This window comes from Kistimonas asteriae, assembly GCF_018263925.1.
GTDB lineage: Bacteria > Pseudomonadota > Gammaproteobacteria > Pseudomonadales > Endozoicomonadaceae > Kistimonas > Kistimonas asteriae.
In genome coordinates, this window is the sequence record NZ_JAEVHF010000007.1 from 180,325 (window position 1) to 205,464 (window position 25,140).

The following is a 25,140-nucleotide window of genomic DNA, read 5'->3' on the forward strand; positions in this document are numbered from 1 at the left end:
CGGGTGCCATTGTCATTCTGCGTTGAAAAAAACTGCTTAAAATTTATTCATTTTGGCTGCTGAATGTTACCTCTCCGTGTCAGCGCTTCAGGCACAAAAAAAGACAGGCCCTTACGGACCTGTCTTTGGATACATCGCGAGAGGTATCGAGTGCTTAGAGGCCCATCACGGCGCCAACACTCAGCATGATCATGATCATGACAGTCAGAACACCTGCCAGCGGCAATACAAACTTGAACCACTTGGCGTAGGACACACGACCGATGGCCAGACCACCCATGACCACACCAGACGTCGGGGTCAGCAGGTTAACGACACCAGACGCAGACTGGTAAGCAGTGATCACCAGGTCACGGCTCACGTTGGCGAAGTCAGCCAGCGGCGCCATGATCGGCATGCTCAGTACCGCCAGACCAGAGGTAGACGGAATGAAGAAGGACAGCACAACCTGGATCCAGTACATGGCGTTGATGAAGACGATTTCGGACAGGCCGGAAACCGCATTCTCAGACCAGAACAGGATGGTGTCGGTGATACTACCAGCGTTCATGATGACCACGATACCGCGGGCAATCGCGATAACGAAGGCAACACCCAGCAGGTCACGAGCGCCGTCAACGAAGGTGCCAGTCAGCTCTTCTTCGCTCAGGCGGCCGATCAGACCGATAGCAATAGCGCTCACCAGGAACAGGGCGGACATTTCAGCCATCCACCAGCCGGCAGCAGACACACCCCAGATCATCACACCGAAGCTGGCAGCGAACAGTACCAGGATCAGTTTACGGGCGCCGGTCAGCTCAATGCCTTCTTCACGGTTTTTCAGGAAGAATTCTTCGTTGGATTCCTTCATGTCCGCTACCAGGGACTGGGAAGGATCCTTGCGGACTTTCTCCGCGTAACGCATCAGGAAGCCGGCAGTGATGATGAAACCGATCACCAGGATGGCGATACGCAGGCCCATGCCGTCAGTGAACGGTACGTCAGCGGCGTTGGAAGCAATAACGGTTGCGAAGGGGTTGATGGTGGAACCCAGAACACCGATACCAGCGCCCAGCAGTACCACGGCCACACCGGTGACTGCATCATAGCCTGCGGCAATGATGACCGGAATCAACAGCATATAGAAAGGCAGGGTTTCCTCCGCCATCCCGTACACGGTACCCCCGGCGGCGAACAACACCATCAGGGCAGGAATCATCCAGATTTCCTTGCCTTCAAGCGCTGCGGTGACCTTGGCGATACCGGCGTCGATGGCGCCAGTCTTGGTCACTATACCCAGGAAACCACCGATAACCAGTACGAACAGCGCGACGTCGATAGCGCCGGCTTCATAGCTGGCAGGATCATAAAAACCGGCGCCCGGTGCCATGACCACATCGAAGAAACCCTGTGGGTTTGCATCAACCAGGTGGTAGGTACCGGATACCGGCACTTCCTTGCCCAGTTCGGGGTTCATGACACGGTCATATTGACCGGCGGGGACGATATAAGTCAGTGCCGCGACGAATACAATGATCGCCATTAGCACCGTGTAGGCGGATGGAAACTTGAATTTGCCCATAGAGTGCAGTCCAGTCGAGGAGTTATGGTTGTGTTGGAAAATCGGGGGTCATGATAAGGATTTAACCCGTGCTTATACTGATCCATGTCAGACTTTGCTCGGCTTTTATACGATAAATGGCATAAATACCCTGCAAATTGCCCTTCTTTTTATGATGTTTTTCTGAGCATTATTGTCGGTTTCACCTATCCATACGCAGACGACAACTACAGGCTTCCACCTATAAAAAAGCCCGGCTATCAACCGGGCTTCTGGGTTTTACCCTGCATCAGAGGCTGTTCAGCTGAAACATTTCCTGTTGTTTCTGACGCTGCCGTCGCTCAGGCGGCACCGGACGTTCAGCGGCATAAAATACCGCAACATCATCATCATTGAGGTGGGTTAATGGTCGGATGACGCCGGACTCGACGCGATCATGAATTTGCGCCTGCAGCGCTTCGTGGGCGGGTAACTTCTCAAGATTGACAAAAACATAGCCAGCCTGGCACATCACTACCGGCGCAAGCTGGCTGCGCATATCGCTGATCACCTGTTGCAGGTCGATTGGTCGCATGACTGCCTCTCCCGCTTATGCTCTATTTAATATCCCTGTTATTTTTAGTTGTCCCTCACCATCAAGGGTAATTGATTGCGGCTATTACCTACAAGCACTTACCTCGCCGTATGCGTTCACACCCAAATATGTATATAAGATAATTTAGATAGGCACTACAGTCCTCCGGCGTGGATTAAGTTTCAAATAGGTTGATACCACACTCTAGAGAGGAACTCGCCACTGATCTTGCCCTGTAATTTTTCAGAACGAGAGAGTGAGAAACAGGTAGCTTGGGAAAACAAGATGAGTAACGTAACGTCTACAGGTCATGACTACATATATTGTCAACTATCTAGTTATGTCACAGACAAGGGCGATCAACATATCAATACCTTACCCATAATAAAAAAAGGAGGCCAAAAATCCTGCCTCCTTACCGTAAGTAACCTCAAGACACTTTAAGCATAGGAATCCCCCAGACTTTCAGCTGAGGCCATCATCCTACTGATAGCCTCAGATTGACCCTCAGCAGCCCCCTCTTCTTCAAGAGAGATGCTCTCCCATTCCCCAAAATCTCTATAGGTATCTGCTAGCACCCTACTAATTCTGGAATTACCTGCCGGTAGACCTAACTCAACTTGGATATCAGAAGGTAGCATCAGTGGCCTGCTCTCTTCCATAAACGGACTTTCCAAGTTGAGTTGGCTTCTCGCACTTACCGCAGGGCTAGGTCGACTGGTGGCGGGACCTATTGGTAATCTATCATCGCCTAGATCTTCTAACTCAATGATATTAGCCTGTCTCATTGGCTCTCTTGCAGTACCGGCCATGAAACGTTCTCTTGCGCTAATGAAGCGGGTTAAGAAACGCTCTACCTTGTTCATAGTTTTAACCGGATCCCATCCACAGTCTCTGGCTATAGTGATCAAACGCCGCTTAAGCATCTTGAACGTTTCACCACCATATTTACTGCCATACACTGCCAGAATAATACCCAAATTTGCCATCGCCCATTCAGGCTTACCGAAATAATTCGTAGTCGCCCAAGGATTCACTGGTAATCTGAGATATTCTGTCCCATTGATATTATCTGCCAATGCCTGTTGCCTCATGTCCCAGAGCTTATAAGAATCTTCATATCCCGGTTTCATACTATAGGCTGCTCCACAGTATTCTTTTGCGCTCCACAAGGCCATCCCCGCAGAAGTATATGCTAGTGCTCCCCACGGTTTCAGCACGGTTATAAATTCATGAATGATCTTAACAAGGTGTTTCAAAGGGTTTTTACTATTCACCATCCAACAAGTCATCACGATAATTTGAGCTATTGATAATAAAATAGACACTTCAGCAGGACTTAAAGTCATACCCTGAAATGCATAACTTTGCCCATAGAAAAAAGCCTCAGTTTGAGTTGTATCTGGTGTTATGTTTGCCCGTATCCATTCCGTAACACTCTGAGGGATAGCAGTACCATTAATAATAAATTCTTCCGCCAAGTTAGCACCTGTAAGAAAATCTGACAGCTGATCACCAATCAATACGATAAACGCAGAAATTAACGCAAAATGCCCAATTCCCCACCAGCGATTTGTAAAAGAAACAGGCGATATTACAGAATTAACATCAGCACCACTGAGCTCAACGTTATAACCTTTTTGACCGAGCTCCTGAACGACTAATTCACGCATCCCTGGATTACTCACAAGCATTTCCATAACTTGCTTTCTCTCTTCTAACTCGACAGTAGTCAAGTTAGAAAAGTCCATCTGTATTCTTGGCGTTTCATAGAATGTAATAAATAGCGAAAGCCAACGCTTTTCAAGCGTATCAAGATCAAACAATATTTCTTTAAGATACATGATACAAGTCTCTATTTCTTTTCGCTGCTCAGGCAGACTACCAGACTTGCACCATGCCTTTTGCAGCGCTCCCAGCAGGGCTGCAAAAATACTTTTCGAGTTAAACAATGGCATAATGGCTTCAACTGTACCATTAGCAATACCATGCCCCCATGCACCTGCCTTTATCGCACCTACAGCCTCCTTCAGCTTTAAAGCGAACCACTTCAAGAAGCCAAGCAAGGCATTTCTTGCGTCCAATACAACCGACGAAGGTCCAATATATAGAGCCAGAACCCATTGAGCAACATCCCACTTACTGAGCTTTTTCAACTCATCCATTTTTTTGGATAACTGAGAACGTACTTCAAAATGCTTTTGACCGTCTTCATCCTCAACACGTGAAAATACATCAGCAAAAAAACCAAAAATTGATGAGCATAATCCCGAAAAAGGAATCATATACAATGAACCGGGACCATAGGATACTACTAAATATAACGCCACCCCAGCCGCTCCAGGCGCTACATTTTGCGTAAACCTAAGCACGTTAGATGTTGCAGAATACCAAGTCGCCGGATACCCCAGGGGCTTAACAACATACTCCCAGCAATCCCAAGACTCTGTTCTATCAACCAAAGATTTATCAATACAGTCCAAACAGGATGTTGCAATGTTCTGAATAGTACGTTCATTAATACTCTCAGGAAGATTGTACAAATTACACAATCTACTTTCTTCAGGCTTATTATTTGTTTCCAAACCTGAAACATAAACCCCAAGCAACTCAGTTTTCTTACAACAACGCTTAGAACACCGGCCAAAACATCCTTCTTGAGTATGACTCATCCCTGAGTGTTGACTATCACCTGAAGCCATTCTTTCACGAGCACTAGCAACGCGCATACCATCCCCCTAAAAATTTAAATTAAAAACAAAATTAAAATTAAAAACAAAATTAAAATTAAAATTAAAATTAAAATTAAAATTAAAATCAAAATTAAAATTAAACAATAACAAAACTAAAAGAGAAGCAGACAAAAAAAAACAAAAGCCCCCACAACAAAAGTGTGAAGGCTGTAAAAACCTTTAATGACTGACGCTTTTAGCGTTACCCTGTTTAAAAACCCTACCCAGCAAAAATAGAATCATTATTGTAAGTGCACATAAGATACCGATAGGATTAGCAACACTCGCAGACATTGCCAAACCTTCAGGCGCCATAACAATATACGTTACACAAACGGCCGTCATAAATGCTGCAGGCAAACTCACAAACCAGTGACTACGACCATTACGCACCATGTAGACGGCTGATGTCCATAACACAATGGTTGCCAGCGCTTGATTTGAAAACGCGAAGTAACGCCAGATAACCGTAAAATCAACCAGTGTTAACAAATAACCCGAAACAAATACCGGAATCGCAACCAGCAGACGATTACGAATCTTTGACTGGGACAGGTTAAAAATATCCGCAAAAATCAGACGGACACTCCGGAACGCCGTATCACCGGACGTCACCGGGCAGGCAATTACGCCCAGCACCGCGAGCATTCCACCAAAGCTGCCCATCAAACCAACGGACACTTCATTGACTACAAGGCCGGGGCCACCTTTTGCCAGCACTTCATTCAGGCCAGGAATCCCGTTCGGGAAAAACGTCATGGCTGCCGCTGCCCAGACCAAAGCAACAATACCTTCTGCAATCATTGCACCGAAAAACACGGGACGACCGTAGGCTTCATTTTTTACACAACGGGCCATTAGCGGAGACTGTGTAGCGTGGAAACCGCTGATAGCACCACAGGCAATGGTGATAAACAGCATCGGCCAGAGTGGCAGACCACCCGGATGGGCAGACGGAGTACCCACTTCGGGAATCACCCAGTCGCCCAACACCAAAGCACCGCCAATGCCAATGGCCATGATCAGCAGCGCTGCACCAAACAGGGGATAAATCCGCGCGATGAGCTTATCCACAGGTACGATAGTGGCGACGAAGTAGTACGCAAGAATCACTACCAACCAAAACGTTTTATTCGCGAAAATCCCTTCGAAACCCAGGTTACTGAGAAGACCTGCGGGGCCGACCATGAAAACCGTGCCCACCAGCAACAGCAGGATAATGGAAAACAACCGCATCACCTGGCGGGTTTTATCCCCCAGATACAGGCCGACAATCTCGGGAATACTTTTACCTTCATGCCGGATGGAAAGCATGCCGGAAAAGTAATCATGCACGGCGCCGCCAAATATGCAGCCGAACACAATCCATAAAAAGGCAGAAGGGCCATAAAGCGCGCCAAGGATGGCGCCAAAGATCGGGCCAAGGCCTGCAATATTCAGAAACTGAATCAGGAAAATCTTGTACCAGGGCAGAGGGACATAATCGACGCCATCGGTCTGGGTCACTGCCGGTGTCGGACGGGAGGGATCCGCACCGAACCATTTTTCAACCAGGGCACCATAGATCAGGTACCCGACAACAAGGGCTACCAGGGAAACGAGAAAACTTATCATGGACAACTCCGGGGGAAGGACGTCAGGAAGGACGGGGATAGCAGATGAAACCGCCCTATTTTAACGCTGACCTGCCCTTCCTGTTCCTTGACCCGAAGCAATGGGGTGCGGATTTTCTTCCGATGTGCCTGGTGATGTTTATCCGGCGCTGGTTCGTCCAATCCAGTGACCCGCGGCCTTCCCTGCCCCGGTCAGGCACCAGACACTGTTTTTGCGGCTGGAGGCCTTGGTATCTTTGCGAACCAGTCCGTGACGGCGCAACTTCAGGCGAATCATTCGCATCGCTGTTTCAGAAAAGTGAAAGGCGTCCGCCGCATGCGCCTGAGCATACTGACTGAGTATTTGCTGACTGAAACGCGCTTCTAACATGGCAGACAGTGAGTGCTGAATACGGTCCTCATTACACGACGGGGTCAGCGACAGGCGAAAGGCCTCATACACATCAGCCCACGAGAGTGACACGTTTTGTGCAACCCGATGGCAATTTCCATGAATGAATACATGGCACTGCACACTGAACTCCTGGTGTTGCCGTAACCAGTCGAAGGTCTCACAGGGAAATGTCTCATTGTCTGGCGAAGCGGTTGCTGCTTCACACATTACCTGCGGCTGTATTGTCAGGTTGTTTACCGTTTCCCTGGCAATGGCGGTATCGATAGTGATCTGTGGTTTGGTTTTACGCCAGCCGGTAGCCGGATGACCAGCCACAAATGTCGGAAACCCTGAAATGATGGTTTCCGGCAATGTTTCTACCTGACGCCAGAAAACAGGGTTATGCCGCTTCAATAATGCGCGCAATGCCCGCACCCGCCCCAGTTCTTCTGTCGACGCCCCGGACTGAGCGAGCGTTTCTTCCGCCAACAACACACAGAACACCGGCTTATCCCGCATCAGGGAATAGGTCAGTTCCTGATGCTGAATACTGACACCGGTTGACGACCGCTCACCGTAACAGGCATTACCGGCAAAAAGCACATAATCACAACTGTTAATCAGAGCTTTCCTGCGCACCCAGTCATCGCCGCTGTCATTCGTCGGGATGGACTGCCCCTCCTGACCCAGGTCCCACAGTGCCGGGCACACCGGCATACTGTGGCTGGCCAGAACCCCATGCAGGATGGCGGTATGCTCAGGTGTGGCCGGCGCAGCCGTCGAGCTGATGTAGACGCGGTAAATTCTGTCCTGCACGTGACCTCGTGCCCCCTCTACAGTCAAACGTCAGAAGCGGATCTGAAAACGCTGTATTTATGATACAGCGCGATTATAACGGCAAAGCTTATTCCATATCTCTTATAAAAAACGCGAAAAAACCAGCCTCTGCTAGACTGTTTGCCATATTTTTGCCCCGTTACATCCTCTATTCCTGAACACATCTTTTGAAAAAGGGTCTAAGAACATGAGGATTTTCTGGTTTTACCCGGCCTGGCGCCGACAAAGCCCACCACCGGAGAGGAGATACCATGACTGGATTGATCAACAGCTTCAACGCCATCCTGTGGGGCTATGGACTTGTTTATTTGCTAATGGGCGCTGGCATCTATTTTTCCCTGCGCAGCGGACTGGTTCAGGTCCGGCACTTTCCACTGACACTTCGCTTGCTTCTCCAGAGTAAACGCACCAGCGACAGCCGCAATATCTCATCCTTCCAGGCCCTGTGCACCAGTCTTGCTTCCCATGTAGGCACCAGTAACCTCGCAGGTGTGGCTATCGCCGTCTATATGGGCGGGCCTGGCGCCGTGTTCTGGATGTGGGTCATTGCCATTCTGGGCATGGCCACCAGCTTCGTGGAAAACACCCTTGCCCAGGTGTACAAGTCCAACAACAAGGACGGAACCTTCCGTGGGGGGCCGGCCTATTACATTGAAAAAGCACTGGGCCAACGTAATCTGGCCATCGCTTTTTCCGTCTGCATGGTGCTGTCTTTCGGCTTTTCATTCAATGCCGTGCATTCCAATTCCGTAGCCACCGCACTCTCTCATGCCTTTGCATTACCGGAGCTGTCGGTTGGACTGGTGTTGGCACTCATGACCGCACTGATCATTTTCCGTGGGCTTCGTGGTATTGCCCGTTTTGCAGAACAAACTGTCCCGTTCATGGCAACCGCGTATCTCCTCACGGCAGGCATGGTGATGTTCCTGTATCACGATCGTCTGATTGATGTCTTCCGGCTGGTGATTGACAGTGCGTTTGGTTTGCAGACGGCTGCCGCCGGCGGTATGGGGTATATGGTCTCTCAGGCGATGCTGCAGGGTATCCGCCGTGGTTTGTTCTCCAATGAAGCCGGCATGGGCAGCAGCCCCAACATTAATGCGGTTGCAGCCCCGACCCCCAATCACCCTGCCACCCAGGGGCTGATTTCCATGTTCAGTGTCTTCACCGATACCATTCTGATCTGTACGGCCACAGCCATGATCGTGCTGCTGTCCGGGGAATACCTCAATGGTGATGGCGTCACAGGCATTGCACTGACGCAGAATGCCCTGAGCAGCGCCGTCGGCGCATGGGGCAAACCCTTTATTGCCTTTATCACCATGCTGTTTGGTTTCACCTCCATCGTCGCCAATGCCTACTACGGCGAATCCAGCCTCCGCCATATCAAAGACAACCGACGTTTGATTCTCTGGTACCGCTGCATTGTGATAATGATGGTGTTCTGGGGTTCTTTCAGCAGCCTGCCGGTGGTCTGGTCACTGGCGGATCTGACCATGGGCGTCATGGCGCTGATCAACCTGGTGGTGATTGTGCTGCTGTCTGGCACCGCCTTCGCCTTGCTGAAAGATTTTGAACAGCAATATCACAGCGGAATCGAAGAACCGGTGTTTAACCGCAAACAGTTTCCGGAACTGGATAAAGCCATGGATCAGGATGTCTGGCCCGTGCCGGAAAACAATCCCTGTGACCAGGCACCCAATAACGACGATGACGACCCAATGATGCAAGAATTCGACGACATGGAAAAACTCTGAGAACAGCCTCTCCTTCTGACGAATTTGATGCTTTCGTTCCATTGGCAGGATTTTTTTTTGTACGTCGAGCCGATACGGAAAAAACGGCTTATCCCGGTAATTCTCTACATTACCGGGCTCCCCACCGAAGAAAAGCAACAAGCCGTATAAGTATATTCACTGAGCGCAATACGGTATCACAGCAATTTCCTCAATCCCCTTGAGCGGTACTATCGACTTCCGAACGATTATAAACACCTTAAACAACCACAAGAGCCGTTATATGAGTAACTTGATTGCCGTTTTGAACGGCGTAATTTGGGGCAAGCTTCTCGTCGGTCTTCTACTTGGGGCTGGTCTGTATTTCACGTTTCGGAGTCGCTTTGTGCAGTTCCGCCGCTTTGGCTTCGCCATCAAAACCATGATGGGCAGCCGGGCCAAGGACGAGCACCATCACATTTCTTCTTTCCAGGCTTTCTGCACCAGTCTGGCTGCCCGTGTCGGCACCGGAAACCTGGCGGGTGTTGCTGTTGCCATTTTCATGGGCGGACCCGGCGCAGTGTTCTGGATGTGGATGATCGCCCTGCTGGGTATGTCGACCAGTTTTGTGGAAAACACGCTGGCGCAGCTCTACAAATCCAACAACCACGATGGCACCTACCGTGGCGGCCCGGCTTATTACATTGAAAAAGCCCTGGGACAACGCTGGCTGGGTATTATTTTCTCCGGCGCCCTGATCGTGGCGTTTGGTTTTGCCTTCAACAGCGTGCAATCCAACTCCATTGCGGCAGCCTTGGCCGTCTATGAAATTCCGCCGCTGGCCGTTGGCATTGTATTGGCAGTTGTTGCCTCATTGATCGTATTTGGTGGCATCCGTTCCATCGCCCGCTTTGCGGAAATGGTTGTGCCCTTCATGGCTCTGCTGTACCTGGCACTGGCCGTGATTGTCATGCTGCTGAACATCACAGAAATGCCTGCCGTACTGTCACTGATCTTCAAGAGTGCCTTTGGTATTGAAAGCGCTGCCGGTGGTGGTGTCGCTTACCTGATGAAGACCGCCATGGAACAGGGTATCAAGCGCGGCCTGTTCTCTAACGAAGCCGGTATGGGTAGTGGCCCGAACGCAGCGGCAACCGCTACACCCACTCCGCACCACCCGGCCACTCAGGGCATCATGGGTATGCTGGGCGTGTTCGTGGACACCATCGTGATCTGCTCTGCGACGGCTGCCATCATCCTGGTGTCTGGCCAGCTGCACAGCGGTAATGAGCTGACCGGTATCGCTCTGACTCAGGCCGCACTGTCCAATGAAATCGGCGGTATCGGTAACCACTTCATTGCCCTGGCTATCCTGTTGTTTGCGTTCACCTCGCTGATCGCCAACTACTACTACGGTGAGTCCAACCTGCGGTTCATCAAGGACAACAAGGCAGTACTGATGGTTTACCGGGTACTGGTACTGGGCATGGTCGTCTGGGGTGCCGTCGGTGAACTGCCTGTCGTATGGTCCTTTGCCGATCTGGCCATGGGTGTGATGGCACTGATCAACCTGTCCGTCATCCTGCTGTTGGCCGGTCAGGTCTTCAAGGTTCTCAAGGACTTTGATGAACAGCTGGATGCGGGCCTGTCGCCCACGTTTGACCGAAAGAAGTTCCCGTTCCTGGATAAGACCATGGATCCGGATGTCTGGAATGATTCACCGGAATCGGCGCGCAAACTGGATACTGACACCGTTTCAGAACAGTCCCTGAGCGCAGCTCAAAACGCCTGATCGTTCGTTTCGTTTGCAAGCCTGCAGAATCCCCGCACCGCCTGGTGCGGGGATTTTTTTCGTTCAGGGGTTCGTGCGAATCGTAATCGAACTGCCGGAAAGGCTCAGCCCCTGGATCAACAGGGAACCGAACGATCCGCCCGCGCTGCCCAGGACCCGGATATTATCCATGGCAATGGATTCCACATAATCCGGCAGGTTAAAACGCACGGCGCCTTCATTGATCAGGATCTCTACCGGACTCACGCCGTCCTTGTACTGAACACCGGAAATCCGTGTATCCGCCTCGATGAAATTCAGTATCGGCAGAGAAGTCTGCAGCACCTGACCTAATACAGCCAGACCGGGATCCTGCTGGTTGGCTTCATCAAACTGGGGTTGCTTCGCATCAAATCCCTGTGCAGATATTGTCGACAATGCCGCATCATCCAGTGGCACCAGACCTGTCATACTGCGCTCTGCATGCGTGCTACGCAGCTCGCCATCCGGCAACGGCACCAGCTCGGCATGCGCCGGTCGAAAAGCCAATAAGGAGAGAATGAATAACAATAAAAATACCGCATTGGGAAACAGGTTACTGTCATGCCGCGCTGCTTTGGCGACACACCTGACCGACTTCTTCATAACCACGACATCCTGTCATTACAAGCATTCATAACCGCCAGATAAATCCGTTACCTGACACCCTGACTATAGCAATCCACAGCTGCCGGAATTCACCGGACCACACCACCGAGAAAGTGGTTATCGCCAAGGGTTATCAAAGCTTTAACGCTTGCTTCATTTCTTACGTAATCCTCCAAAACAACCTGGCGCATCCGCGCTGGCAGCCCCCTCGACATTGACCCGTATCACGCACTGGGTTAGTGTTCGATGCAATTATCCCTGCCTAAAAAGGTCGCCCTGATGCCAAGCAAGAAAGCGGGCTTTGCTTTCGAAAAATCCCTCTCGGAACTGGAAACCCTGGTGGAAAAAATGGAGTCCGGCGACCTGACGCTGGAGCAATCCCTGACAGCGTTTGAACAAGGCATCGGCCTGACCCGTGAATGCCAGAAAGCCCTGGACGAAGCCGAACAGAAAGTGCGTATCCTGGTAGAAAAAAACGGCCAGCTGGAATCCCGCCCTTTCGAGAGTGATGTTGACGAGTAATGGACATCAAGCAGTACATCCAGACCTGCCGCCAATGGGCGGATAACGGTCTTGAGCAGGTCTTTGCCCGTTATCAGCCTGCCGAGGCGCGCCTGCATGAAGCCATGAAGTACAGTGTGTTCAATGGCGGCAAACGGATTCGTCCAATGCTGGTACGCGCCGCCTGTGAGGCACTGGGAGGCACTGCGCAGACAGCGTTACCCGGCGCCTGTGCGGTTGAGTTGATCCATGCCTATTCTCTGGTCCACGATGATCTGCCCGCGATGGATGACGACGACCTGCGCCGCGGCCAGCCCACCTGCCACAAAGCCTTCGATGAAGCCACGGCGATTCTGGCGGGTGACGCACTACAGTCGTTGGCATTTGAAGCCCTGACCCACCCCGAATTAACCCGCAGTGACACACTCGCGGCTGACTACCGCCTCCAGCAAGTCACCCTGCTGGCCAGAGCGGCAGGTAATCACGGTATGGCTGCTGGCCAGTCACTGGATATGCAGGGTACGGGAAACACCCTCACGCTGTCGGAACTGGAAACCCTGCACCGTCACAAAACCGGTGCGCTGATTGAAGCCAGTGTCACCCTGGGCGCCCTCTCTGCCGGTATCATGGAACCGGCTGAGATTAAACCACTACAAACCTACGCCCATGCGATTGGCCTGGCCTTCCAGGTTCAGGATGACATTCTGGATGTCACGGCCAGCACCGCGACACTGGGCAAGCAACAAGGTGCTGATGTCAGCCTGGGTAAGAACACTTATGTCTCCCTATTGGGGCTTGATGCTGCGCGTGAAAAAGCCGACCTGTTGCGTGATGAAGCCCTGACAGCCCTTCAGGATATGGATGAACGAGCCGCTCCCCTGCGCCTGTTGGCCGACTACATCGTGAGCCGTCACCACTGATGACCAGCACCATCCCCGACCAACGACCCTGTACGCCGCTGCTGGATGCAATCCACCTCCCAAACGACTTACGACGTTTACCCCGGGAGCAGCTGCCGGCACTGGCCAGAGAATTGCGCCAGTTTCTTCTCTACACCGTCGGACAGACCGGCGGTCATCTGGGCGCAGGTCTTGGCGTGGTGGAATTAACCATTGCCCTGCACTATGCCTTTAATACGCCGGAAGACCGGCTGGTCTGGGATGTGGGTCACCAGTGCTACCCGCACAAGATCCTGACGGGACGCCGTGAGCAGATGGCCACCCTGCGCCAGCGTGATGGCCTGTGCGGTTTCCCTGATCGTTCAGAAAGCGACTATGACTGTTTTGGCACGGGGCATTCAAGCACCTCGGTCAGCGCTGCACTCGGCATGGCGATTGCGCTGGCAGGCAAGGACAGCGAACGGCAGGCCATCGCGGTGATTGGCGATGGCGCCATGACCGCTGGCCAGGCCTTTGAGGCACTGAATCATGCAGCCTGCGTCAACGCCAACATCCTGGTCATATTGAACGACAATGACATGTCAATTTCCCCCAGTGTCGGGATGCTTGCCCGATACCTGCGTGGCATAGAAACGTCTCGCACAAGCCAAAACCCACAAACTTCATCGCCCGTCCTGTTTGAAGACCAGGGTTTTGCCTACACCGGACCGATGGATGGCCACAATCTTGAGCAACTGATTGAAACGCTATCATCGTTAAAGCAACAAACCGGCCCCCGTCTGCTGCATATTGTCACCCGGAAAGGGAAAGGGTATCCGGCAGCCGAGCAGGATCCGGTGGGCTATCACGCACTCACCAAAATCACCCCGGCCAAAACAGAACCCAAACCCAAAAAACCTACCTATGCCAACATTTTTGGCCAATGGCTGTGTCATACCGCGGCCAAAGACAAGCGACTCTATGGCATTACGCCCGCGATGCGCGAAGGTTCCGACCTGGTGCGTTTTTCACAGCAGTTTCCCGACCGTTACTTCGATGTTGCGATTGCCGAACAGCATGCTGTCACGTTCGCCGCAGGTCTCGCCAGTGAAGGCATGAAGCCTGTACTGGCCATTTATTCCACGTTCCTGCAGCGGGGGTATGACCAGCTGATCCACGATGTGGCCCTGCAAAACCTGGACGTGTTGTTTGCGATCGACCGCGCAGGCCTGGTCGGAGAAGACGGCCCCACTCATCATGGGGCTTTTGATATCGCTTACCTGCGCTGTATTCCCAATATGGTTATCATGACACCCAGTAACGAACAGGAGTTATGGCGGATGCTGAATAGCGCCTACCAGCATTCCGGGCCGGTAGCCGTTCGCTATCCAAGAGGCAGTGGTAATGGGTTACCGGTAGAGCAGACCCGCGAGACTCTCCCATTTGGCAAAGGCCGAATTACACGACAAGGAAAATATATAGCACTACTCGTCTTTGGCACATTGCACAATGAAGCGATGGAGGCTGCAGAACAATTGAATGCCACAGTGGTGGATATGCGTTTCGCCAAACCACTGGACACTGAACTCCTGACAATACTGAGCGATACGCACCCACTGCTCGTTACGGTTGAGGATGGCGTCACGATTAACGGCGCAGGCGCAGGCGCAGAGGCCTACATCCGTAGAACGCATCAACACCTCGAGATGCTAAAACTGGGATTGCCTGATCACTTCATCCACCATCAATCACGTGCAGAGCAATTATCACACTGCGGATTGGATCGTGATGGCATCATCAAACAGGTAGAGGAACATTTGGGGAGAAGCGATAGCTGTTCCGACAGGCAAGCAACTTGAACAGAACAGCATCAAAAAACACTATCAATAGCCTAAGCGGGATTGCTCAGGCATTGTTGTAAAGGTGGCCCAATTTCCAGACCTTGGTCGACAGATACCGTTCGTTATGGGGATTCTGTCCCGTCTGCAAAGGCACCCGCTCAACAACATCGATATCCTGCTGTCGCAGTGCTTCTACCTTACGCGGGTTATTGGTCATCAATCGCAGCTTGTTAATACCCAGATGGTTCAGCATGGGACTGCACATATCATAGGTACGCAGATCCGGCGCAAAACCCAATTGCTCGTTTGCTTCAACGGTATCAGCCCCGGCATCCTGCAGATGGTAAGCCCGCACTTTATTCAATAGACCAATACCACGCCCTTCCTGCCGCAGGTACAGTAAAACCCCCTGACCGGCTTCAGCAATGGCCTTCAGTGCTGCCTGAAGCTGTGCTCCACAGTCGCAACGCATGCTGAACAGCGCATCCCCCGTCAGGCACTCCGAATGAACACGGGCCAGGACAGGTTCACCGGTATTGAATTCCCCCATCGTCAACGCCAGATGCTCTTTCCCGGTAGCACGATCTTCAAAGCCATGCATGCTGAACGTACCGAAAGGGGTGGGCAACCTGGATGACTCAATGAAAACGACAGACACTCCACGTTCCTCAACTTCTCGTGCGGAAACGCATTGTAACAGCAGGATAAAAATCAGGCGAGAAAGGATAGACCAACCGGCCAAATATTCAGCACGGTACGGTAGAGGAATTCACGGAAATGATCAGTACTTGGCTTCAATGTACAGCACATCGCCTTCATCGCGCATTTTCACCTTGCGCAGAAAGCTCATGCCCAGAAGGATAATACTGGGAAAGTCCCCTTCGTGGATGGCAGCATCGACATTACGTACTGTCAGACCATCAATACTGACCGACTTGAGCTGAACCAGAAAACCACGAACCTGGCCACTGGCTGTTGAGATCGCAATAGGCTCACCGTTTTTATACTCAACACCCAGCGCATTAGCATGCTTTGAACTCATCCCAACCGCCGTGGCGCCAGTATCAACCACCATATCAGCCAAACGGCCATTCACCAGCGCTTTCACATAATAATGACCATCATTATCACGGAAGATTTTGATCGCTTTCTTGCTGGATTCTTTATAGCCATTACTGGCCTGACGGGACAAAGGGAATTCACGCGCCTGCCCATTAACCTGCAAAACGGCGCGGGTACCATCAACAGACAATAATTTGACACCACCAGGGCCTGTATTGCCGACTTTCAGCATCACCTGACGGCCTTCAATGATGACAATCGCCGCCCCCGGAAACAGGCCCACCACCTGCACCATCACGGCTTGTACGCTGCTTGCAAACAAGGCACCAGCCAAAGCAATCACTGCCATCAACGGCCTTATTGTTGTTATCAATTTGCAATCCTCTTGCCACGCATCCTGCTTTAAATCTTGTTAATAACGCGTTTTTATAAAGATAAAGAATAGTATGCACTATCACGTCATTACGAAAACAATCACCTGCATTACTATCAAAGCATATAACCCAGCGATCAGGTCATCCACCATAATCCCTATGCCACCGGGTACCCGCTTGTCTGCCAGGGAGATGGGCCAGGGTTTCCAGATATCAAAAAGACGAAACAGGATGAACCCTACAATGATCCAGAGCCAGCCTGTCGGGGCCGCCAGCATTGTCAGCCAATAACCACAGAACTCATCCCAGACAATACCGGGATGATCATGCACCCCCAGGTCTTTCGCGGTTTTACCGCACAGCCAGATACCCAGCAGCGAAGCCAGTACCAGAACCACAACATACACTGGCAAAGACAACTGGGATAACAGCAGGTACAGAGGAATTGCAGCCAGCGTCCCAAAAGTACCCGGCGCTTTGGGTGCCAGACCAGAGCCGAAACCAAAAGCCAGGAAATGGACAGGATTGGAAAGCCTTACAGGAATAGACAAGGCGGGGTTTACTCCTTTCTTCTACGCGTCATGAAGACAGTGATATTCAGGAAAAATGCCGGAATCCGCCGTCCGACGAGTCAACGAACTGACCATCAAGACGAATACCGGATTGTTCCACAATGGTTCCAATGGCCACAATCGGTATCGGCGATTCACTTTCGGTAATGGCAGACGCCGGGGCAGTGAAGCAGAGTTCATAATCATCCCCTGCTGTCAGCGCCAGAGAACGAGCCTGATCTTCAGAATAAACAGCGCGCAGCGCGTCAGACAGTGGCAGGGCATCTGAATTCAGCGTCGCGCCGCACCCACTGGCTCGCAAAATATGGCTAAGGTCACCCAGCAAGCCATCCGATATATCAATCGCCGCCGTAGCACCCTTCTCAACCAACCACTGCCCAAGCATCAAACGCGGTTGCGGTCGATAATAACGCGCCAGCAACGCCGTTTCACTGGCATTCTTACCATCTCCGATACCTGCTCCCTGAAGTACCAGAGGCAAGGCGCCTCCTGCATCACCCAGAGTACCGCTGACATAAACCGTATCACCGGGGCGGGCGCCATTGCGTTTCAATGCGCTATCGGCAGATACAACGCCCTGAACATGGAGGGAGATCGCCATTGAGCCACGCGTCGTATCGCCACCCACAAGCGGAATACCACAGCGTGCAGCAAGATCAGCCATACCCTGAGAAAATCCCGCCAGCCAATCCGTATCGACTTTGGGCAACGTCAGCGCAAGGAAAAAACTGTGGGGTCTGGCGCCCATGGCCGCCAGGTCGCTGACACTGACAGCCAGTGCCCGCCAGCCCAGCAGAACCGGATCAATACCGGCAGGGAAGTGGACACCCTCAACGAGGGTGTCAATACTCTGCACCAGCTGCCATCCATCCGGCACAGACACCACGGCGCAGTCATCGCCAATGCCTACGACCACACAGCCTTCGCAGCCGGGCTGGCCGGTCAACGCTGGCTGGTTAAAGTAGCGGGCAATCAGGTCAAACTCGTTCATGGCATCCTGCCTGGATCAGCGTGCGTTGCGGTTACGGAATTCCTTCACTTCTGCGGCACGCAGGCGTGGCGCCAGCTTGTCCAGAATACCGTTGATGTACTTGTGGGAATCCTGACCACCAAACCGCTTGGCCAGCTCAATCCCTTCATTGATGACCACCCGGTAAGGGACATCGTGACGTTCCATCAGCTCATAGCAGCCGATACGCAGCGCAGCACGCTCCACGGGGTCCAGCTGTTCCAGTGAACGGTCCAGCAGCGGTGCGATGGAGGTATCAATCTGGCTGGCGCTGCGGGCAATACCCTGCAGCAGCTCACGGAAATACCCATCGTCCACTTTGGACATATCATTGTTCGCGCGGAACTGGACTTCAATCTCAGTGACGGACTCACCGGCCATCTGCCACTGGTACAACGCCTGCAGGGCCATTTCCCGCGCCTTGCGGCGCAGCTGCGGACGGCCCTTGCCGGCCTTGGGTTGATCGCTCAAATTACAACTCCAGATGCTTCAACAGGCTGACCATCTCGAACGCGGCCATGGCGGCTTCCTCGCCCTTGTTACCCATCTTGGTACCGGCCCGTTCAATCGCCTGTTCAATGGTATCGACAGTCAGCACGCCGAAGGAAACGGGCACTTCATGCTCCAGCATGACATTGGCCATCCCCTTCACGCACTCACCGGCTACAAAATCAAAATGCGGGGTACCGCCGCGGATCACCGCGCCCAGTGCCACCACCGCATCAAACTGTCCCTGCTTGGCCACCTTCTTCACCACCAGCGGCAGCTCGAAAGCGCCGGGGCAGCGAATGACGGTGATATTCGCTTCCGGAACCCCGTGGCGCTTCAGTGCATCAATCGCACCGTCAAGCAGGCTTTCGACCACGTAGGCGTTCCAGCGGGTAACCACGAGGGCATACTTGCCGTCGTTGCTGGTCAGTGTCCCTTCCAGGGTCTTGATTCCGGACATGAATGACTCCTTAAACGCTGATAAGCGCTAATAAGCAAAACCCGCCGCAACAAAGCCGCAGGTCACCGTAACCATGTTCTACCGCCCTGCTAGCAGGACGGTCATTTGTTATTACTCACACGGGAGATATTCGACGATCTCCAGGTCGAATCCGGACAGCGCACCGAACTTCATCGGGGAACTCAGCAGTTTCATCTGCCCGACACCCTGATCACGAAGGATCTGGGAGCCCGTTCCCACGGTCAGGTAAGCGCCACCCTGATTGCGATTCGCTTTACGCACCGGCTCCAAGAACTGCTGCAGGCTGTCGCCCAGCAGGGCATAGTCGTCCGCATCCAGCAGCACCACGACACCTTCGCCTTCTTTAGCGACTCGCGCCAATGCTGCGGGCAGCGGCCAGCTGTTGCTGTCCTCTTTACGCGCACCCAGCAGATCCCGGAAGGTCTCTGCCTGATGCACCCGAACCAGTGTCGGCCGCTCCTTGACCGGATGCCCCAACGTCAACGCCAGATGGGTCCGGCCAGTGATGCTGTCGTCGTACACCGTCATGCGGAAATCACCGTAAACGGTCTTCAGCGGCTGTTCGATACGACGCTCAATGGTCTTTTCATGCAAGATCCGGTAGTGGATCAAGTCCGCGATGGTACCAATCTTCAGGTTGTGCTTTTCAGCGAACAACTCCAGATCCGGGCGGCGGGCCATGGTACCGTCTTCTTTCATGATTTCAATAATCGCTGCAGATGGCAGCAGGCCAGCCAGGCGTGCCAGATCACAGCCAGCCTCCGTATGGCCGGCACGGCTCAGCACGCCACCCGTCATGGCGCGCAGCGGGAAAATATGACCTGGCTGCACGATATCTTCCGGACGGGAATGGCCATCAATAGCCACCCGAATCGTATGGGCACGATCCTGGGCGGAAATACCGGTCGTCACACCGCTGGCCGCCTCAATGGATACCGTAAAGGCCGTCCCCTGCGCCTCCCGGTTATCGCTGACCATCTGGTTCAGCTTCAGGTAATCGCACCGCTCACCGGTCAGGGTCATGCAGATCAGCCCACGGGCTTCCTTGGCCATGAAATTGATGATTTCTGGCGTAACCTTCTCCGAGGCCACGATCAAATCACCCTCATTTTCCCGGTCCTCATCATCCATCAGGATGACCATTTTCCCCTGACGGATATCCTCGATGAGTTCTTCTACGGTATTCAATTGCATGCTTCTTTCCCGACTGGGTTGATTGCAGGCCTCGGCCCCGGCCACTCTCCCGCCCCCTCAGGAGCCCCCCGGAGAACAGCAGAAAAACCTCAGCGCATAAAACCGTGTTCGGCCAGAAAGGTTTCGGTCAGATGACCGGCTTTGCCATCCTGACCACCGGACAGGCCACAGGCATCATCCGGCGTTTGCCGCCCCTGCAGCAGTCGCTCCAGGTAACGGGCAATAATATCGACTTCCAGATTGACCAGCGCACCAGGCTGCCAGTTACGGATCGTGGTTTCCTGGGCCGTATGGGGCACGATATTCAGGTCAAACCACGCACCATCCACCGCATTGACAGTCAGACTGACACCGTCAACCGTGATGGAACCTTTCTCAGCAATATAGTGAGCGATCGCCGCCGGCGCTTCTACGCGATAACGCCAGGAGCGTGCCGACTGCTCAATCATCCGGACCGTGCCGACACCATCCACATGCCCACTGACAATATGGCCGCCTAAACGGGAGGTCGGCGTCATGGCTTTTTCCAGGTTGACCGACGTACCGGTGCCAAGCGTCTTCAACGCGCTTCGCTCCAGGGTTTCCAGTGATACATCCGCCACGAACCCATCTCCGGGTAACGCCACGGCGGTCAGGCAGACACCGTTTGTGGCAATACTGTCACCTAGCTGAACATCAGCCAGATCCAGCCTGCCGGTGGCCACTTCCAGACGAACATCTCCGCCGCGGCGCTCCAACCGGCGCACCTGGCCCACTGCCTGAATGATTCCCGTAAACATCGTTACCCTGTCACTTCAATCGCGTTAGTCTGCCATGCGTTAGCTGCCGACTGTCACCACCGGGGTTCTCCCGGTATAGCTATCAGACGCAGATCCTGCCCGATTCGGCGCACATCCGTCATGGTCAGCGGAATTCTGTCACTCATGTTTCCCAGAGGCAGATCAAACAGCGGGCGGGCAGCACTGCCCATCAGCACAGGCGCCATGTACACCAGCAGTTCATCCAGCAGGCCTGCCTGTAAAAAACTGCCTGCCAGCGTGGCGCCGGTTTCCACCAATACCTCGTTGCATTCACGCTGTCCCAGCAGGGTCATCAGCGCAACCAGATCAACCCGGCCATCCGGGGCGGGCAATTCTACCACTTCCACGCCCTCAGACTGTAGCGCATTCTGTTTTTCCCGGTCGGGATGGGCGGTAACCACCAGCGTTTTACCCGGTTGCTGCAATATTTTTGCGGTCAGCGGAATACTCAGGGACGAATCCAGTACGACCCGCAGCGGCTGCTTTTCTGCAGCCAGTTCAGGGTCATCAACATGCAGCTCCGCCGGCCTGACAGTCAGCGAGGAGTCATCCTGCAAGATAGAACCAACCCCAGTGACAATCGCACAGGATTGAGCACGCCACTGCTGCACATCACTGCGCGCATCAGGCCCGGTGATCCATTGGGATTCACCCGACGCCATGGCCGTCCGCCCATCCAGACTCATGGCCAGCTTGCAGCGCACCAGCGGCCGCTGACTGACCATTCTCGCGATAAACCCGGGATTGAGGGCTTTCGCCTCCTCCTCAAGCAGGCCGGATGCCGTTGTGATTCCCGCCTGTTCCAGTCGCTGGAAACCACCTCCATCCACCCGGGGATTAGGATCACGCATGGCAGCAATCACCCGGCTGACACCGGCATCAATCAGAGCCTGCGCACAGGGCGGTGTTCGACCTTGATGGCTGCAGGGCTCCAGGGTGACATACGCGGTTGATCCACAGGCATTATCACCCGCCATGGCCAGCGCATTGACTTCTGCATGCCCATCCCCGGCTCGTACGTGCCAACCCTCACCGACCCGCCGACCATCACGCACCAGTACGCAGCCGACACGCGGATTCGGCATAGTGGAGTACAGCCCTTTACGGGCCAGCTGCAACGCACGGGCCATCCAGCCCCGGTCTTCACGGGTGAAGCTTGTCATACGGTTAAGTAACCAACAGTGAATACTAACGGATCAAGACATCGTTCGGGATTGGGATTCTAGCGTATTTCCAGGGGGGTTATGTAGCCGCTCAACGCAAACTCAGGCGACTTCTCTCATTCTGAAAAGAGTCATGGCAACAAACTCAACGACGATATACCCAACTTGTCATCACACGCTCAATCTGGATAAGGAGATATTATGAACTGATAACACCAGAACATTAGCCATCCCCTCCGGATCATGAATAATCGTGACCAGCAAAACGTGGATCAGGCGCCAGGTCTTCACATCCGTTGATACAACAAAGATTCATAACCCACCGGGTTCATGATCTCCAGAGTGAGACTTGTCATGACTATTGCGGCTCCACGCGTTACGATTATTGGCTCCGGCAACGCCGGCCTGACGGCGGCTTATCACCTTTCCCTCCACGGTTGCGACACCTGCCTGTATGGCGCACCGGGCTTTACCGGCCCACTGGATGACATCCGTGAACACGGCGGCATCCGAGCCCTGGAAACCCTCAACGGCGTTAACCTCAGCTTTGCCGGTTTTCGTGCAATTCATACAGTGACTGAGGATATTCAGGAAGCGATCGCCTTTTCCGATATTCTTTTGCTCCCCGTTCCCTCCTTTGCTCAACTCGCCCTGTTCGAAAGCATGCTGCCGCACCTGCGGGACAATCAGATGATTGTGCTGCTACCCGGCAATTACGGCTCACTGGAACTGCGTCGTCGCCAGAAAGAACTGGGCTACCAGCAAGACCTGATCTTTGTCGATGCCATTTCCATTCCCTGGGCGTGTCGGATCAGCGGCCCGGCTGAAGTCGCCATTATGGGCATTAAGGAATACCTGCCCCTGGCAGCACTGCCCGCCTCCCGCACAGGCGAAGCCATTGCTCGTCTCACGCCAGTGATGCCTCTGCCCCTGAAAGCACTGGCCAATGTGATCGCCGCTGGTCTGGAGAACATCAACTACGGCGGCCATCCGCTTCTGACGACGCTGAACATGGGGCTGCTGGAAAACTTCAAAGGTGATTTCAATTACTACAAGGATTGCTGCTCAACCGCGACCGCTCGCGCTGCCGCTGTCATGGAAGAAGAACGCATTCAGATCGGTAAGGCCATGGGACTGAAACTGCTACCGGAACTGGAGGCCATGAACAGTCTCTACGCCATGGAGTGCGAGACAGTCTACGAAGTGAACCGCACCTCGGAAACCCACGGCAAGATCAACTCCGCCCCGGACAGTGCCGAACACCGCTACATCACGGAAGACGCCGCCTATCTGCTGGTGCCCTGCAAGGAGTTCGCCCGGTTAACTGGTACAGCGACCCCCATGATCGATGCCTGCCTGACCATTGATAATGCTTACAACAACGCCGACTACCTGGCGACAGGCCGCAACCTGAAGGCCATGGGGCTCGATGGATTGAACATCGAAGACATCATGGCTGCTGTTGCCTGACATAACACAAAACACCTCCCCGCAAGGGGAGGTACAGTCGCCGACCATCCGTACCGGAGCGAACATGGCCCGATTAAAATTTCCCTCTGCCTACACGATCCTGTTTTTTCTCACCATCGTGATGGCCGTACTGACCTGGCTAGTGCCTGCCGGTCAGTACCAGATGGCCACCAACGAAGAGCTGGGGCGTGAAGTGCCCATTGCCGGCACCTATCACACCGTGGAATCCAGCCCTCAGGGCTTTTCCGATGTGGTACTGGCCCCCATTGATGGTTTCTATAACCACAGCACCTATTCCGCCAACGCCATTGATGTTGCCCTGTTTGTTTTGATCATTGGTGGTTTCCTGGGCGTGGCCACACAAACCGGCGCCATTGACGCTGGCATTGCCCGAATTACTGAACGCCTTAAAGGCCGGGAACAATGGATGATCCCGATCCTGATGGGAATTTTCGCTGCCGGAGGCACGGTCTACGGCATGTCGGAAGAAACCATCCCGTTCTATGCCCTGCTGATTCCGGTCATGATCGCGGCCGGTTACGATGCCGTCACCGGTGTCGCGATTATCATGATTGGCGCCGGTATTGGCTGCCTGGGCTCGACCATCAACCCATTCGCCACCGTCATCGCGTCCAATGCCGCCGGTGTCAGCTTCACTGACGGACAACTGCCCCGCGTCCTTATCCTCGTACTGGGATGGCTGGCCTGCGTAACCTATGTCATGCGCTATGCCGCACGGATCAAGGCCGATCCTTCACAGTCCCTGGTGGCCGACCAGCGAATCACCAACGAAAAGCATTTCCTGGGGCATGAAGGCAACCAGTCCGAGACAGTGGAACTCACTAGTCGCCGCAAGCTGATCCTCTCCTTGTTTGGCATCAGCTTTGCCGTGATGATGTGGGGGGTTTCCGTGGGCGGTTGGTGGATGGCCGAGATTTCCGCCCTGTTCCTTGTCTCCAGCATTGTCATTGGCCTGGTGGGGCAACTGAGCGAAGAAGAACTGACCACCACCTTCGTGAACGGCGCACGGGACCTGCTGGGCGTTGCACTGATCATCGCGCTGGCCCGCGGCATTGTCGTGATCATGGACCAAGGCAACATCACCCACACCATTCTTTACGGTGCAGAACAGATGGTCAGCGGTCTGCCGGGGGTGGCCTTTATCAATGCGGTTTACTGGCTGGAAATGGCGCTGTCCTTCCTGGTTCCATCCTCTTCTGGTCTGGCTGTTTTGAGTATGCCCGTTCTGGCGCCGCTGGCGGACTTCGTCAATGTCAGCCGCGAACTGGTGGTTACCGCTTACCAGTCAGCCTCTGGCCTACCCAACCTGATTACCCCGACTTCCGGTGTGGTCATGGGTGGTCTGGCGATTGGCCGGGTATCTTACAGCCGCTGGCTCAAATTCATGTGCCCGCTGTTGGCCATTCTGGTGGTTATCGTCACCCTTGTATTGAGCATCAGCGCCATGCTGTAAGCCTTGACCAGTAGAACCCTACCGTTGTT

General features: G+C 53.4%; 22 protein-coding genes. 7 read left to right on the plus strand and 15 right to left on the minus strand.

Annotated features, from left to right (window positions below):
• Positions 1 to 154: 154 nt before the first annotated feature.
• The 5 genes from KHS78_RS10210 to KHS78_RS10230 all read right to left on the minus strand — a co-directional run bounded on the left by KHS78_RS10210 (position 155) and on the right by KHS78_RS10230 (position 7,648).
• Positions 155 to 1,561, minus strand: a complete 1,407-nt coding sequence (locus KHS78_RS10210; protein ID WP_211827998.1) for a YfcC family protein — start codon at positions 1,559 to 1,561, stop codon at positions 155 to 157.
• Between the two features lie 268 nt (positions 1,562 to 1,829).
• Positions 1,830 to 2,114 (minus strand): hypothetical protein, encoded by a 285-nt coding sequence (locus KHS78_RS10215; protein WP_211828000.1) that lies wholly within the window; start codon positions 2,112 to 2,114, stop codon positions 1,830 to 1,832.
• Between the two features lie 440 nt (positions 2,115 to 2,554).
• A complete protein-coding gene (locus KHS78_RS10220; protein ID WP_211828002.1) occupies positions 2,555 to 4,843 on the minus strand; it encodes a hypothetical protein in 2,289 nt (762 codons plus the stop codon).
• Between the two features lie 183 nt (positions 4,844 to 5,026).
• On the minus strand, positions 5,027 to 6,460 hold the full coding sequence (locus KHS78_RS10225) for a carbon starvation CstA family protein (RefSeq protein WP_211828004.1): 1,434 nt from the start codon (positions 6,458 to 6,460) through the stop codon (positions 5,027 to 5,029).
• A gap of 138 nt (positions 6,461 to 6,598) precedes the next feature.
• Complete coding sequence (locus tag KHS78_RS10230) at positions 6,599 to 7,648, minus strand: DUF4062 domain-containing protein (protein WP_211828006.1); 1,050 nt, start codon at positions 7,646 to 7,648, stop codon at positions 6,599 to 6,601.
• Positions 7,649 to 7,920: 272 nt separating this feature from the next.
• Between KHS78_RS10230 and KHS78_RS10235 the strand changes: the two genes are divergently transcribed.
• A complete protein-coding gene (locus KHS78_RS10235) occupies positions 7,921 to 9,426 on the plus strand; it encodes an alanine/glycine:cation symporter family protein (RefSeq protein WP_211828013.1) in 1,506 nt (501 codons plus the stop codon).
• Positions 9,427 to 9,688: 262 nt separating this feature from the next.
• Positions 9,689 to 11,176 (plus strand): alanine/glycine:cation symporter family protein, encoded by a 1,488-nt coding sequence (locus KHS78_RS10240; RefSeq protein ID WP_211828015.1) that lies wholly within the window; start codon positions 9,689 to 9,691, stop codon positions 11,174 to 11,176.
• A gap of 63 nt (positions 11,177 to 11,239) precedes the next feature.
• Here the strand turns inward: KHS78_RS10240 and KHS78_RS10245 are convergent, their stop codons facing one another.
• Entirely contained in the window at positions 11,240 to 11,800 is a 561-nt protein-coding gene (locus tag KHS78_RS10245; protein ID WP_211828017.1) for a hypothetical protein, read from the minus strand.
• A 249-nt stretch (positions 11,801 to 12,049) separates the two neighbouring features.
• Here KHS78_RS10245 and KHS78_RS10250 point away from each other — a divergent pair, with 249 nt between their 5' ends.
• The 3 genes from KHS78_RS10250 to dxs are packed head-to-tail and all read left to right on the plus strand — an operon-like array spanning position 12,050 to position 15,041.
• Positions 12,050 to 12,325, plus strand: a complete 276-nt coding sequence (locus KHS78_RS10250) for an exodeoxyribonuclease VII small subunit (RefSeq protein WP_425513966.1) — start codon at positions 12,050 to 12,052, stop codon at positions 12,323 to 12,325.
• Complete coding sequence (locus tag KHS78_RS10255) at positions 12,325 to 13,224, plus strand: polyprenyl synthetase family protein (protein WP_211828020.1); 900 nt, start codon at positions 12,325 to 12,327, stop codon at positions 13,222 to 13,224. Before KHS78_RS10250 ends, KHS78_RS10255 begins: the two co-directional genes overlap by 1 nt.
• Entirely contained in the window at positions 13,224 to 15,041 is a 1,818-nt protein-coding gene (gene dxs, locus KHS78_RS10260; RefSeq protein WP_211828022.1) for a 1-deoxy-D-xylulose-5-phosphate synthase, read from the plus strand. The genes KHS78_RS10255 and dxs overlap by 1 nt, the downstream gene beginning before the upstream one ends.
• A 46-nt stretch (positions 15,042 to 15,087) precedes the next feature.
• On the opposite strand, the gene ribA is transcribed toward dxs, so the two are convergent.
• The 9 genes from ribA to ribD form a co-directional block, all read right to left on the minus strand.
• Complete coding sequence (gene ribA, locus KHS78_RS10265; protein ID WP_211828023.1) at positions 15,088 to 15,681, minus strand: GTP cyclohydrolase II; 594 nt, start codon at positions 15,679 to 15,681, stop codon at positions 15,088 to 15,090.
• 123 nt (positions 15,682 to 15,804) lie between these two features.
• Positions 15,805 to 16,434: a retropepsin-like aspartic protease family protein gene (locus KHS78_RS10270; protein ID WP_211828025.1), complete on the minus strand. Its 630-nt coding sequence runs from the start codon at positions 16,432 to 16,434 to the stop codon at positions 15,805 to 15,807.
• 105 nt (positions 16,435 to 16,539) lie between these two features.
• The gene (locus tag KHS78_RS10275) at positions 16,540 to 17,010 is read right to left on the minus strand and encodes a phosphatidylglycerophosphatase A family protein (protein WP_211828026.1); all 471 of its coding nucleotides are present in this window, start codon (positions 17,008 to 17,010) and stop codon (positions 16,540 to 16,542) included.
• A 46-nt stretch (positions 17,011 to 17,056) separates the two neighbouring features.
• Complete coding sequence (thiL, locus tag KHS78_RS10280) at positions 17,057 to 18,022, minus strand: thiamine-phosphate kinase (protein ID WP_211828028.1); 966 nt, start codon at positions 18,020 to 18,022, stop codon at positions 17,057 to 17,059.
• A gap of 15 nt (positions 18,023 to 18,037) precedes the next feature.
• The gene (nusB, locus tag KHS78_RS10285; RefSeq protein WP_211828030.1) at positions 18,038 to 18,511 is read right to left on the minus strand and encodes a transcription antitermination factor NusB; all 474 of its coding nucleotides are present in this window, start codon (positions 18,509 to 18,511) and stop codon (positions 18,038 to 18,040) included.
• Between the two features lies 1 nt (position 18,512).
• Positions 18,513 to 18,989 (minus strand): 6,7-dimethyl-8-ribityllumazine synthase, encoded by a 477-nt coding sequence (ribH, locus tag KHS78_RS10290; protein WP_211828033.1) that lies wholly within the window; start codon positions 18,987 to 18,989, stop codon positions 18,513 to 18,515.
• 111 nt (positions 18,990 to 19,100) lie between these two features.
• Positions 19,101 to 20,204, minus strand: a complete 1,104-nt coding sequence (ribBA, locus tag KHS78_RS10295) for a bifunctional 3,4-dihydroxy-2-butanone-4-phosphate synthase/GTP cyclohydrolase II (RefSeq protein ID WP_211828041.1) — start codon at positions 20,202 to 20,204, stop codon at positions 19,101 to 19,103.
• An 89-nt stretch (positions 20,205 to 20,293) separates the two neighbouring features.
• Positions 20,294 to 20,983 carry a riboflavin synthase gene (locus KHS78_RS10300; RefSeq protein ID WP_211828043.1) on the minus strand — a complete coding sequence of 230 codons (690 nt, stop codon included), beginning with the start codon at positions 20,981 to 20,983 and terminating at the stop codon, positions 20,294 to 20,296.
• Positions 20,984 to 21,036: 53 nt separating this feature from the next.
• Positions 21,037 to 22,167 (minus strand): bifunctional diaminohydroxyphosphoribosylaminopyrimidine deaminase/5-amino-6-(5-phosphoribosylamino)uracil reductase RibD, encoded by a 1,131-nt coding sequence (gene ribD / locus KHS78_RS10305; RefSeq protein WP_211828045.1) that lies wholly within the window; start codon positions 22,165 to 22,167, stop codon positions 21,037 to 21,039.
• Positions 22,168 to 22,521: 354 nt separating this feature from the next.
• Between ribD and KHS78_RS10310 the strand changes: the two genes are divergently transcribed.
• Together KHS78_RS10310 and KHS78_RS10315 are read left to right on the plus strand one after the other, a co-directional pair.
• Positions 22,522 to 23,637, plus strand: coding sequence for an NAD/NADP-dependent octopine/nopaline dehydrogenase family protein (locus KHS78_RS10310; protein ID WP_211828047.1), 1,116 nt, complete (start codon positions 22,522 to 22,524; stop codon positions 23,635 to 23,637).
• A gap of 64 nt (positions 23,638 to 23,701) precedes the next feature.
• Positions 23,702 to 25,111, plus strand: coding sequence for a YfcC family protein (locus KHS78_RS10315; RefSeq protein ID WP_211828049.1), 1,410 nt, complete (start codon positions 23,702 to 23,704; stop codon positions 25,109 to 25,111).
• The last annotated feature ends 29 nt before the right edge of the window (positions 25,112 to 25,140 follow it).